This window comes from Methanosphaera sp., assembly GCF_016282985.1.
Lineage (GTDB): Archaea > Methanobacteriota > Methanobacteria > Methanobacteriales > Methanobacteriaceae > Methanosphaera.
Genome location: NZ_JAEELZ010000028.1, coordinates 1 through 13,251 on the forward strand (window position 1 = coordinate 1; position 13,251 = coordinate 13,251).

At 31.6% G+C, this 13,251-nt stretch carries 11 protein-coding genes and 2 pseudogenes; 3 read left to right on the forward strand and 10 right to left on the reverse strand.

Annotation, left to right across the window (positions count from 1 at the left end):
- On the reverse strand, positions 1-486 hold a 486-nt coding region (locus tag QZZ11_RS01390; protein WP_292472847.1), incomplete at its 3' end, for a hypothetical protein.
- Between the two features lie 444 nt (positions 487-930).
- Between QZZ11_RS01390 and QZZ11_RS01395 the strand changes: the two genes are divergently transcribed.
- From QZZ11_RS01395 to QZZ11_RS01405, 3 genes are read left to right on the forward strand one after another with little or no spacing between them, the layout of a single operon-like run.
- Entirely contained in the window at positions 931-1,302 is a 372-nt protein-coding gene (locus QZZ11_RS01395) for a DUF192 domain-containing protein (protein WP_292472849.1), read from the forward strand.
- A complete protein-coding gene (locus QZZ11_RS01400; RefSeq protein ID WP_292472851.1) occupies positions 1,292-2,131 on the forward strand; it encodes a metallophosphoesterase in 840 nt (279 codons plus the stop codon). Before QZZ11_RS01395 ends, QZZ11_RS01400 begins: the two co-directional genes overlap by 11 nt.
- Positions 2,132-2,827 (forward strand): flavoprotein, encoded by a 696-nt coding sequence (locus QZZ11_RS01405; protein WP_292472853.1) that lies wholly within the window; start codon positions 2,132-2,134, stop codon positions 2,825-2,827. It begins immediately after the preceding gene.
- A 7-nt stretch (positions 2,828-2,834) separates the two neighbouring features.
- On the opposite strand, the gene QZZ11_RS01410 is transcribed toward QZZ11_RS01405, so the two are convergent.
- From QZZ11_RS01410 to QZZ11_RS01450, 9 genes and pseudogenes are all read right to left on the reverse strand, one after another.
- The gene (locus QZZ11_RS01410; RefSeq protein WP_292472855.1) at positions 2,835-4,994 is read right to left on the reverse strand and encodes an alkaline phosphatase family protein; all 2,160 of its coding nucleotides are present in this window, start codon (positions 4,992-4,994) and stop codon (positions 2,835-2,837) included.
- 58 nt (positions 4,995-5,052) lie between these two features.
- Positions 5,053-6,321: a serine hydroxymethyltransferase gene (gene glyA, locus QZZ11_RS01415; protein WP_292472857.1), complete on the reverse strand. Its 1,269-nt coding sequence runs from the start codon at positions 6,319-6,321 to the stop codon at positions 5,053-5,055.
- 151 nt (positions 6,322-6,472) lie between these two features.
- On the reverse strand, positions 6,473-6,949 hold the full coding sequence (locus QZZ11_RS01420) for a hypothetical protein (protein ID WP_292472859.1): 477 nt from the start codon (positions 6,947-6,949) through the stop codon (positions 6,473-6,475).
- A gap of 241 nt (positions 6,950-7,190) precedes the next feature.
- A complete protein-coding gene (locus QZZ11_RS01425; RefSeq protein WP_292472861.1) occupies positions 7,191-9,146 on the reverse strand; it encodes a CoB--CoM heterodisulfide reductase iron-sulfur subunit A family protein in 1,956 nt (651 codons plus the stop codon).
- A 226-nt stretch (positions 9,147-9,372) separates the two neighbouring features.
- Positions 9,373-9,855 carry an AEC family transporter gene (locus QZZ11_RS01430; protein ID WP_292472863.1) on the reverse strand — a complete coding sequence of 161 codons (483 nt, stop codon included), beginning with the start codon at positions 9,853-9,855 and terminating at the stop codon, positions 9,373-9,375.
- Positions 9,856-9,915: 60 nt separating this feature from the next.
- Positions 9,916-10,236: pseudogene (locus QZZ11_RS09290) on the reverse strand (AEC family transporter); the annotation flags it as partial.
- A 58-nt stretch (positions 10,237-10,294) separates the two neighbouring features.
- Positions 10,295-11,197 carry an AEC family transporter gene (locus QZZ11_RS01440; protein WP_292472867.1) on the reverse strand — a complete coding sequence of 301 codons (903 nt, stop codon included), beginning with the start codon at positions 11,195-11,197 and terminating at the stop codon, positions 10,295-10,297.
- 86 nt (positions 11,198-11,283) lie between these two features.
- On the reverse strand, positions 11,284-12,219 hold the full coding sequence (gene radA, locus QZZ11_RS01445; protein WP_292472869.1) for a DNA repair and recombination protein RadA: 936 nt from the start codon (positions 12,217-12,219) through the stop codon (positions 11,284-11,286).
- A gap of 16 nt (positions 12,220-12,235) precedes the next feature.
- A pseudogene (locus tag QZZ11_RS01450) lies at positions 12,236-13,251 on the reverse strand (replication protein A); the annotation flags it as partial.

Genomic DNA, 13,251 nt, shown 5'->3' on the forward strand with positions numbered 1-13,251 from the left:
AGCATTAACAGTAATAGTACTGTCTCTTATTATGGAGTTGGTTGTATTAGTAAAATCAATACCAAATGTAATACCATCCGTATTGGTGGTAGTTAAACATACATTTGCGATTGTTAAGTTGTTAACTCCAGTTGCATCAATTACACTGGATGCAAAATCATTATTATCCACACAGAAATTAGATAAAACTACATTATTACCAGTAACCTTGAAGCTGGTATTGGTAAATGTAGACCCATTTCCATCAATTACTTCATTATCCCCTACCGTTACAACACTATTATCATTTATAGTGGTTCTGGTATCGGGACTATTATCCGAACTTGTGGATGTTTCGTAACTTATTGCTTCTTCTGTTGAGTATGCTGTGGGAACATCATCTGCAACAACAGTACTATCATCTGATACATCTGTTGCACTAACTGCTCCGATAGTTATAAACAAAAGAACTAAAAAGACCAAACATCCTTTCATCTTAATATCCATAAAATCAAACCATTTCATAATTAAAATGTTTTATAAAAACATGATAAAGATACAATTAAAATAAAATAATAAATAGATAAATTAAATAATAAAAAATTATTTATTAAATTTCAGTATATCTTTATCAATAATTATAGTTTATAATCAAACACTTATATACATAACCTAACAGAAAAAAAGCATATAATCAAACTAATAATAAAAAAAAAAACATTTTTAAAACTTTTAACAACAATACAAAATTAAATAAAAACATTTTTAATTTATCAATACATTTTCCATTAAAAAAAACCAAATTAATAGATAAAATAAAGTAAAAATCCAGTCATCCAACAAAAAAATCATATTTCATAATCCAAATTTTCCAATAAAAAAAATATCAATATAAAAAATACAATATAATAATACATATTGTTTGAAAAAAATAATTATCATGAAAAAATTATGTATATTATAACATTTATAAACAAAAATACTAAACAAAAATATAAAATTAAAAATATTAGTTATGCAAATACATTTAAAAAAAGACTACTAGGATTAATGGGAAAAACAATTTTTGACGGATTAATGTTCAAACAGAAATACGAAAACAGATTCTATTCCAGTATCCACACCTGTTTTATGAAAGTTCCAATCGATATTATCTATGTCAATGAAAAAAATGAAATTCAGGAATTGAAAAAATTAGAGCCATGGAAAATATATATACCCAAAAACGGATATATAAAATACATTATTGAATTACCTGAAAATAGCATGAAAAAATATGAATTAGAAAAAGGTGTTAAAGTGGTGGTTGAATATGAAAAATAGAAAACGAGACAAACCTAAAAGTATTGTACAAAAAGCTATGAACACCACCCGCAATAGATTAAATAAAGGGAAATTCGACAAAGATAGTTTTGAAGTAGTTCCATTAATCATTGAAACTGATAAAATTGATGAAGAATTTGATGGATATAAATTAGTCCACATTACTGATATCCACATGGGTCAATGGATTAACAAGGAACGATTAGAAGGAGTAATTGAAATTATTAATAACCTTAAAGCAGATACCATAGTAATTACTGGAGATTATGTTTCTTATCAAATAGATTCCCATTTGGGAGATTTGGAATACTGTCTAAAAAAATTAAAAGCTAATGATGCAATACTCTCTGTTTTAGGTAATCATGATTACTGGACAAATCCTGATGCTATTAAATCACTTTTAAAAAAATCCAACATAATTAATTTAGAAAATGAAATATATACTATTAATAGAAATAATAAAAAACTTCAGATTGCAGGAATTGATTGTGTAACCGAAGGAAAGGATGACATTAACCAGATTGAAGAAAAACTAGATCCTGATTTTCCAGCCATCATGCTAGTTCATGAACCGGATTTTGCTGACACAACCTGTCAATTAAAACCATTTATACTACAATTATCCGGACATAGTCATGGGGGACAAATAAGTGTACCCCACATAAGAACTCCCATTCGCGGAAAGAATTTCAGAAAATATCCTTCTGGAGCATATAAAGTAGAAGAAATGGTTCAATATACAAATAGAGGAATAGGAACTAACCTGTTTTGGTTCAGAATCAATTGTCCTCCAGAAATTACTGAAATAACTATAAAAAAGGTGGACTAAATGAAAATAATGTGGGGAATAACAGGTGCAGGCCATTTATTAAACGAAAGCATCACGGTACTGAATAAATTATCTAAAAAACATGAATTAACTGTTATATTTTCTAATGCAGGATTAGAAGTAGTTAAATTGTATGGTTATTATAAAAAAATAGAACAAATTATTTCCAAAAATCCCAATAATAAAATGGTGTTCGAAGATGATGAAAAATACGCATGTCCCTTATCTGGAAAATTAACCTATGAAAAATACGATTTAATAGTTATATCTCCCACCACTGCAAATACTGTGGCAAAAATAGTTAACGGTATCGCAGATAATTTAATAACAAATGTCGTAGCCCAGTCCGGTAAAGGTCAGATTCCTTTAATAATTGTACCGGTAGATCAGGAATCAGGATTAATTACAACCACTTTACCTCCACATATCAACAAGGACATATGTAAAAGATGTAAAATGTGCATGGCCAAGACCATATGTCCAACAAAAGCCATCAACCCTCCCGAAATTGATACAAGCAAATGTATAAGATGTATGAAATGTGAAGATTGCTGTCTTCATAATGCCATAATAACAAATGAAACATTTGAACTTTATATCAGAAAAATTGATGCTGAAAATACAAAAAGATTAGGGGAAATAGAGAACATCACCACCATATTTAATCCAATGGACATACTAAAAGACAACGATTAAAATGATTTTACTCATTTTTATTTATTTGCCTTTTGAAAAATTTATGAACGTTTTCTGCCCCTACAATTTTTTCCGTTAAAGTCCAGCTAGAAGGATACATTATAAACGGTTCCTGTTGAGTACCTCCAAGACCTCCATGACTACCCACTAATTCTTCAAATGCATAAACCTCATCTTTTTCTGAATTGTAAGAACTGTTTACTAATATATCAGGAACATGTTTGAAACCATTTGTTCTCTTAAGATGTTCAATTGCATGCTCACCATATTTATCCAGGAATCTTTCACCATCATATTCATCATCATCCATGTAATAAACAGAATCTCCGGACAATACAATAGTTCCCAAAACACTAGATTTAACCATTACAAATCCAATACCTTCATGTGCTGCCAAACCATCTATTAAACCAGGAAATGCATCCTCAATTTGTTCATATGTCAATCTTTTAGGCCAGTCAGTGAAATATATTAATCCCAAATTACCAGAAGCCAATACAATTGTCTGAGCAGTATCTAAACTAACAACTTCATTATCAGGCAAATCTATTTCCACATTCTGTTTATCTGAATATTTTTGTAATCTTTCCAATAATGAATCTTTTTCTTTTAGATATTCCCTTCTTTCATTTATTTGCCTAATTATTTTTTTATCATTGGCCTTATCCTTAACATTTCTAACTTTACTACGGGCAACTTCTATCTTATCTTCAATCTTATCCCTAGTATTTTCCACCCTATCATTTAACTTCTTCTTATTTTCTTCGGCCAATGGTTTGATTCTGAATTTTTCAGCAAAGTGATCATCATTTGAATAGAGTATACTGTGTACCGTTATGTTTTCAGGAAGATAAGTTTTTACTAATTGTTCCAGGTTCAATCCATATTTCTGTTTGAATGTTGGTCCACCTGATTGACCATGATCAGACAGAATAATAAATTTATAATCTCTATTAACTTCCTCTGAAGCATTATACAAACGGCCAATATCATTATCTATTTTTTTTAACGCTCCAACAGTATCCCTGTCACGAATTCCCGAATGATGGGCAATTTCATCATAACCCATATAAGTGGCATACATCGCCTTATACTTACTTGAATAAATATCTCCCATCAGAATGAAAGTGGTGGCTTCCCTCATGACAATATTCGCACCACTACGTGCAACATAATAGAACAAACCTCTTTTAATACAAGGTTTTATACCTTTGACATAATGATATATTCTTGAATATAACTCCCGAATCATGTCAAATATAAACAATACAAGTATTCTTGCAATAACATATGGTGAAGAATACAGATAATACCAGGTTGCACTATAAAATTCAGATAATCGTGTGAATTTACTATAAGTTAATACGTAATCCCTAGCATCTCCAGAAAATAGATTACTTCTACTGGCTCCTTCATTTGAAAGCAAACCTTTACCATCTGAAACCATTCTCTCTATTAATGGTGCTCCAGATAAAGAGTTGGATGATACTATTTTATTTCCGTTTTCTTTTTCAACCCATCGAAATGCCGGAATATCCGAATTGTTTCCATGCAGTATCCCCGCTTGTGATGAACTGGTCTGACTAGAAAGATCTGTTTCCCATTTAGTCAATCTGTGACTCCCATCATCCAATAATTTTTTTAAAAAAGGCATGGTGTCATTTTCTATTGCTTCATTCAATATACTATAAGCAAGACCATCGATTTCCAAAAATATATAACCCGGTTTATCTTCATTCTGTTTTTTTGATTTTAATCTTTTCTTTAGAACATTTCTATAATACATTGATTCGTCATCAATACCCAGAAGCAATGAAAGCAATGAGTTTATTAATGCCAATAATAAAGGTACTGTAAACAAAGAAATACCATCAATATATACTCCTGGAATAAACAAACTTATTGCATATAACATTAAACCATTTATTAAAAATGATCCAAAACCCAAAGTAAAGACAATAAATCTTAGCGAAAGATAAGAGACTGTTGGCCAAATAATTGCATTAATAACTGACAATAAGGCAATTACCAATAAAGCCGTTTCAAAATCAGGTATTACTATTCCACCCAAATGTTGAGTGATAAAATAAAAAATCAATACTTCCAAAAATAGAAAAACCATTAATTTAAAAATTCTGGTAAAATTCTTTCCAAATTTTTCAATCATTAAAAAGACCTCCAGAATAACTTAAAAAAATAAAAAGAGAAATCTCATTTGAGATTATTTAAAATTCAATGTAATCGTAACCTTCAGCACCTTCATCAAATGCATAGTGTACTGTTGTAAAGTTACTCATAAATTCTGTTACGTCTTCAGTAACATCCTTTTCATCCATTACAACTTGTTTAATGAATTCTGCTACTTGTTTCATGTCATCTTCTTTAAGTCCTCTATGGGTTAATTCCTGTGTACCCATTCTTATACCTGATGGGTTGTCACTGTTATTTACATCATCCCATGGGAGAAGGTTTTTGTTTAAGATAATATTGTTGTATTGTAATGTTTTTGCCATTTTAGATACGTCACCTAAATTAGCAACATCCATTGCAACTTGGTGAGATTCGGTAAATCCTTGATCTTCACATAATACATTGAAACCTAATTCATATAAACTTTGAGCTAATGCTTTTGCATTGCTGATTGTTTGTTTTGCATAGTCCTGACCGAATTCCAACATTTCAGCTGTTGCTATTCCTAATCCTGCCATATGGTGTAAATGATGGTTACTTACTACACCAGGGAATACACAGTTATCAATTTTTTTATGTAATTCTTCTTTACAAAGGATTATTCCACCTTGTGGTCCAGGGAAAGTTTTGTGAGTACTTCCAGTTACCATGTCGGCCCCATCAGCCACAGGGTCTTGGAATTGTTTACCTGCAATTAAACCTAAAACGTGAGCACCATCATAGATAACTTTTGTTCCAACTTCCTGAGCTACTTCTACTGCTTCCTTAACAGGTTGAGGGAATAAGAATAAACTTCCACCAAGAACCATAGCTGCTGGTTCTCTTTCTCTTAATTTTGCTGCTAATTTATCCATGTCAACATTCATTAATTCTGTATCCATAGGTACTGATGCAGTTTTTAAACCTCTTATACCTGCTGCACTAACACCTGCGTGACTGATGTGTCCTCCTTCAGGTACGTTAATACTCATTAATGTATCTCCCGGTTTTGCCACAGCAAAGAAACATGCAAGGTTTGCAACTACTCCTGAAGTAGGTTGAACATTTGCATGGTCACAACCGAATAATTGTTTGGACAAATCAATTGTGATTTGTTCGATTTCATCAATGTAGTCACAGCCTTCATATAATCTTTCCCCAGGTAACCCTTCTGCATATCTGTGTGAAAGATCAGATGCAATTGCTTCCCTGACAGCTCTACTAGTAATGTTTTCACTAGCAATTAAGTTCAAACTATTTTTCATCCATTCATGATGGGTTTTTGTTAATTCTTTTATTTTTTGTGCTTGTTCTAAATTAGACATTATACTCCTCCGAAAGCTTCGATGTATTAATTGAATTAATTAATATTAACGTGATAATTGTATGGAATTATATTATCCATCTATATAATTATATTATATTTTTAATCTTATAATTAGTTTTTGAAAAAAATTAAAAAAATATTTTTAAAGTTTATATTAACAAACCAAATAATAGCCCCATTGCTGACAATATTATTATAAAAACTGCCGTTAATATTAAATCTTTTAATGGAACTTTAATTTTTGAAAATAATTCATTAAATTTCCTATTAATAATTACTGAAAGTAATCGAATCTCTATTTTTGTTACTAAAAAAGCTCCAACTAAGGCAAATATTTCTGATATTAAACAAAAAATTCCTTGAGGCAAAAATTGTGAAAAAGACTGTGTAGCAAAGAGATATCCAATACTTACCCCATTTATAGCTGTCATGAATATGGATAAAATAGAAAAGGTGAATCCCATGATTATCACTAAAACATCATGTATCAGAGTGTTTTCAAACATTAACACTGGTGTATTGTTGATTGATTGTGATATTCCCATATCACTTAGTATACTCGTATAAGAAGAATAATTAGTAAATCCTGACCATAATGACAATATAAGAACTACTATCGAAGCCAAGATAAAAAATTTGTTTCGATTGAAATAATCTTTGAAATTTCCTTTATTAAAAATATCTTTAATGAATTTGTTAATAAAATCTCCTCCCTAACTTGAAATATTATTAATAATAATTATGCTCATTAAGATATATTTAATTTAATTACTCTAAAAAATCTAAAAATAGTATCATTTTGGAGATTAGTTAAAAGGTAAAATAATAAAGGGAAAAATCCCTTTATTGTAAGACATATTACTATGCTTATTTACCGAGAGCTGCTTCAATTTGAGCAAGGATTTGTTCGTTTTTGAAGTGTGCTTGATCGAGAGCACCAGTAGGACATGCAGCTACACAGGTTCCACATCCTTTACATAATGCTACGTTTACTGTAGATTTACCGTCAACGATTTCTAATGCACCGAATGGACATAATTCTACACAAATTTCACAACCACCACAGTTGTCTTCATTTACTTCAGCAATGATAGGTTCAATTTCTACTTCTCCTTTGATCATAGGAATTGCTGCTCTTGCTGCTGCACCTGAAGCTTGTGATACTGTGTCAGGAATATCTTTAGGACCTTGTGCTACTCCAGCGAGGAATATACCGTCGGTCATTGTGTCTACAGGTCTGAGTTTTGGGTGAGCTTCCATGAAGAAACCGTCTGCAGATTTGGATAATCCTAAGGTTTGTCTGAGTTCTTCTTGTCCTGCAGGAGGTACAAGACCTACAGATAATACTACTAAATCGTAAGTGAATGCGGTTGCTTTACCGAGTAAGGTATCTTCTGCACGTACTGTAATAGTTTTATCTTCATTTTCGATAAGTTGTGCTGCTTTACCTCTGATAAATTTAATACCGTATTTTTCTTGTGATAATCTGTAGAATTCTTCGTAACCTTTACCGAATGCACGAATATCAATGTAGTAAATTGTTACTTCGGTGTCTGGTTCGTGGTCTACACATAATTGTGCGTTTTTCATTGCGTACATACAACATACTCTGGAACAGTATGGGTTTCCAACTTTTTCATCACGAGAACCTACACATTGGATGAATGCTACACGTTTAGGTGTTTCACCAGAGGAAGGTTGGATTACGTGACCTTGGGTTGGTCCGGATGCGTTGATGTATCTTTCAATTTGTAAACCAGTGATTACGTTTTCAGCTTGATCGAAGATGTATTCTTCTTTTTCGGTTGGGTCAAATGTGTCGTAACCTGTTGCTACTACAATTGTACCAACTTCAATTTCTACAAGTTCTGGTTCTTGTTCGTGGTTAATACATCCTTTTTCACATGCTTGATCACATAAGTGACATTCAATACAGTAATTTTTATCAATTGTTGCTACTAAAGGTACTGCTTGTGGGAATGGGATGTAAGCTGCTTTTACCATACCGGTTCCTTCATCGAAGTAGTTTGGTATTTCGATAGGACAAGCTTCTTGACATAATCCACAACCTGTACAAGTAGCTTCATCTACGTATCTTGCTTTTTTCTCTACTGTAACTGTAAAGTTACCAATGTAACCATCCACATCTTTTACTTCAGAGTATGAGAGTAATTCGATGTTTGCGTGTTTACCAGCATCTACCATTTTAGGTGCTAAGATACACATTGAACAGTCGAGTGTAGGGAATGTTTTATCTAATTGTCCCATTCTACCACTGATAGTTGGGTTTCTTTCAATAAGGTATGTTTTGAATCCCATATCAGCTAAGTCAAGTGCTGTTTGAATACCAGCAATTCCACCACCAATAACCATAGTGGTATCTTTTACTGCTACTTTTTCAGGTGTTAAAGCGTTTAATAATCTTACTTTAGCAATACCCATTCTTACTAAATCTTTTGCTTTTTCAGTAGCTCCTTCTGGATCGTCTCCGTGTACCCAAGAGTCTTGTTCTCTTAAGTTTACGAATTCGAATAAATATTTGTTTAATCCTGCTTCTTCTACACATCTACGGAAGGTAGGTTCGTGTAAACGAGGACTACATGCTGCTACTACAACTCTGTTAAGGTTTAATTCTTTAATATCATCTTGAATAATTTTTTGTCCTGGGTCGGAACACATATATTTGTATTCACGGGATACCACTACATCAGGGAGTGTTTCAACATATTCAGCTACTGCTTTACAGTCTACTACTCCACCAATGTTTACTCCACAGTGGCAAGTGTATACTCCTATACGTAATTCTTCATTGTTTTCTGCCAAGTTAAATCACCTATTTAATTAAGACTATGATGTTCATAATTTGATTTTTTTAAAGGGAAAAACGTCATAAAAACCTGTTTTTGTTAACTATTAAAAATTTAACAATTATATCCTATACTTTAAGATTATTAGATTATAATATATATACTTTTTTTTTGTTCGTACAAAAACAAAATATTTATTAAAAAAATAAAAAAAAAATAAAATATTATAAAAAAAGATAAAATTAAACCAGTAATGTAATAATACCCGTCAATGTAATCAAGGATAGAACTGTATTGGTAAATATTATTGAACTCATAAGTTTCGTATCCAAATCATAAGTAATAGCCAAAACCAATGCATTCATAGCTGTTGCCATACCTGCTTCCAAAATTGCAACCTTAAAACTTAATCCTCCAAAGTTAATTGCGTTTAAAATTAAAAAGATAATAATGGGAGCCAGTATTAACTTTACAAATGCGACAAATAATGAATCCGTGAAAGAATGTTTTATTTCCTTAAAATCTAAGGTTAATCCCAACGAAATCATTATTAAAGGTATTGTAGATTGTCCCAAATAATTCAAAGTAGTTTCAATTACATAACCGTATTGTAAATGAAAAATATTAAACAATAATGCTATAATTACAGCCCATAATGGAACAAAACCCACTGCTTGTTTTAAAACTTCTTTCCTATTTCCACCAAATATGCTAACTAAAACCATACCGAATATTACGAAGATAAGTGTTGTCTCAAGATCAAAAAATATTGCATTTAAGAAACCTTCATTACCGAATACCCCTAATGAAATTGGAAATCCTAGAAAACCTGTATTCATCATTGCACAAGCAATCATAATAGTCCATGTTTTAACTTTAGAGTATCCCCTAGATTTACAAAATAAAAAAGAGATAACCATACATATAGCACTTATTGAAAAAGCTGCAAATGGCAATAATAACATATCAGTACTAATATTGGCAGTCGATAAATTTACAAAAACTAAAGATGGTAAACTAACAGTCAATACAATTCTAGACAACACATTACTATCACGTGATTTCAAAATATTTTGTCTTTTAAGAACATATCCTAAAACTATCATTAATGTTGGTACCAATATAATTTCCACTGGTGTTGGCAAATGTTTACCTCCTGAATAATTAAACTACTATATTTATTATTAACGGTAAAGTTAATATACTTAACACGGTCGTTACAAAAATTACTGAACTAACCAGTTCTACATCCAAATCATAAGTGATGGCAAGAACCAAGGCATTCATTGCAGTTGGCATAGCAGATTCCAGTACAGATATCTTCAATACCATACCATCAAATCCAAAACAGGTTAACGTTACATACAATAAAATAGGTAAAAATAACAGCCTCACTACTGATACAAAAATAGTATCAGATAAATAAGATTTGAAATCCTTAAAATTTATTGTTAACCCCAATGATAACATTATTAAAGGAATTGTGGAATTACCCAAATAATTCAATGAATTTTCCAAAACGTAGCCTAATGGAATATTAAATATATTAAATAATAACCCAAACAGTACTGCCCATAAAGGAACAAATGATACAGCGTTTTTTAATACTTCCTGTTTATTACCTTCAAATAAGGTGGATAATATAATTCCAAAAATTACAAACATTATTGCTATTGCCATGTCAAAGAATATTGCATTTAAAAATCCTTCATTACCAAAGACACCTAAAACAATAGGATAACCAATAAATGCTGAATTCATTAATGAAAGTAATATAATTATTGTCCATGTTTTTACTTTAGAGTAAGATCGTATCTTTGAATAAATAAATGCAAGCAACATAGATATAAAACAAACTCCGAAAGCAATAAGAGGCAAATAAATCATTTCCCCCAAAATGTTAGAAGTTGATATATTAATAAAAATAAGAGCCGGTAAACTAATATTTATAACTATTTTTGATAGCAATGAACTATGATTATCCGATAAAACATTAGTTTTTCTTAAGACAATACCTACCATAATCATTAAAGCAGGTACTAAAATTACTTCAATAGAACTTACCATCAATATCACTATATAATATATTGATGTTCATTGATAAAGAAATTTAGTGAAAAAAATATAGAAAAAAAGGGGATTAAAAAATAAAGTTAGTCTACTAAACCGTCAGTAGTAACTTTAAATACAGCTTCACCTTCAGGTAAATGAGGACTGTCTACAAGACGTGCAATTCTTTTACCGGATAATCCTTTCTTGAGTAAAATCCTATATGTTGAAGCGTGACCTAATACGTGACCACCAACAGCTTTAGTAGGTGTTCCAAAGAATGCATCAGGTTTTGACTGAACCTGGTTTGTAATCAATACGGCAACATTATATGTATTGGCTATTTGTTGTAATGTATGTAAATGCTGGTTAAGTTTTTGCTGACGAGTAGCTAATGATTCCCTTCCAACATATTCTGCCCTGAAATGTGCCATTAAAGAATCAACAATGATAAGTTTAATATTAACTCCACTTTGAATTAATTCATTAATTTTTTCAGCCATTAACATTTGATGACTACTGTTAAATGCTCTTGCTACGTGAATTTTTTTAAGAACTTCCTGAATATCTAAACCAAATGCTGCTGCAATTTGTTCAACTCTTTCTGGTCTGAATGTGTTTTCTGTATCAATGAAGACTACTTCACCTTCAAGACCACCTTCCTCAATTGGAAGCTGAGTAGTTACAGACAATTCATGTGAAATTTGACTTTTACCTGAACCAAATTCACCATAAACTTCGGTGATTGATTGTGTTTCAACCCCACCACCTATTAACTCATCCAAACCTTTACTACCAGTAGTAATTCTACCGACATCTTCACGTCTTTCCATTACTTCAAAAGCAGTTTCAAAATCTATTTTTTCTGCTTTTCTTGCAGCTTCAATAACCTTAGCCGCAACACCTTCTCCAATTTCTACTTTTACACTGAGTTCTTTAGGAGTTGCTGTTGCTAAACGCATCATATCAGCAAACCCTGCATCTCTTAATTTTTGTGCTGTTTTTTCTCCTACACTAGGCAAGTCTTCTAATTCTACCATGATTTTCTCTCCTTAATTATACAATTATTACTATTTTTCTTACATTCAATCTTACATCTTCATTATAATCATTATATTGAGCATCAGCTATAAGTGTAATTTCATGACCAATAAGATCTTCTATTTTACCAGCCATTGATGATTCATCACCGGTTTGCTTGAATATGTCAATTACTTCATCAGTTGTCGTGTCAATCAACTTTTCTGCCTGATCTCTGAAGAAAGTTGCGCTTATTGTACCTGTTTCATCCTGTAAAGTTGCCTGGATAATCATCAGATAATTAGGTTCTTCAATTTTTTCACCACAACTATCACAGATGTATCCTTCTTCACTCTGCACTATACGGGTGTTACAATTTGGACACATTGCATATAATATTTTTTCTCCATTGATTTCTTCAATAACACCTCTAACTTTTATATGTGAATCATCATCTTCAATATCTTCAATGAGTTTTTCAACATATAACTGTGATTCAATTTCTCTTAAAGTTGGCATAAGTTCTGCTTCTTCAGGTCTAGCTTTTCTTAAATTACTTCCACCAGATATGGATAATCTTATACGATTATTTTGTGATTGAACTGTTGGATTTTCAATAATTAAAGCTGCACCGTCTGAGAAATCTACATTAGTATCATCATCCCACAAAGAGACTTGAACTTCACCTGTTTCATCTGCAACATAGATTGCTCTAACTTTTCCTTCTCGTCCATCACTTCTAGAGAAAGTGTTAACTTGTCCAAGATTTATAACTCGTACCCTAAGTTTGACGTTTTGTTCATTTTCTTCCAGCTGACTTACTGTCCTATCATTGTATCTTTCTTGTTCCAATGTCTGATAGGAAGGCAAGTCTTCAATTTCGTCTTCTTCAGGAATTGTAATTCTGGATGATTTTCCAACACTTAACTCCATAGTTCCCTGACCAAGTCTTGTACGGGCATTCTCAATTTTAATTGCATCCCCCAATCCTTGATTGATATCTGCTTTATCATCCCATAATGATGTTCTTACTACACCAGTTTCGTCAGCCA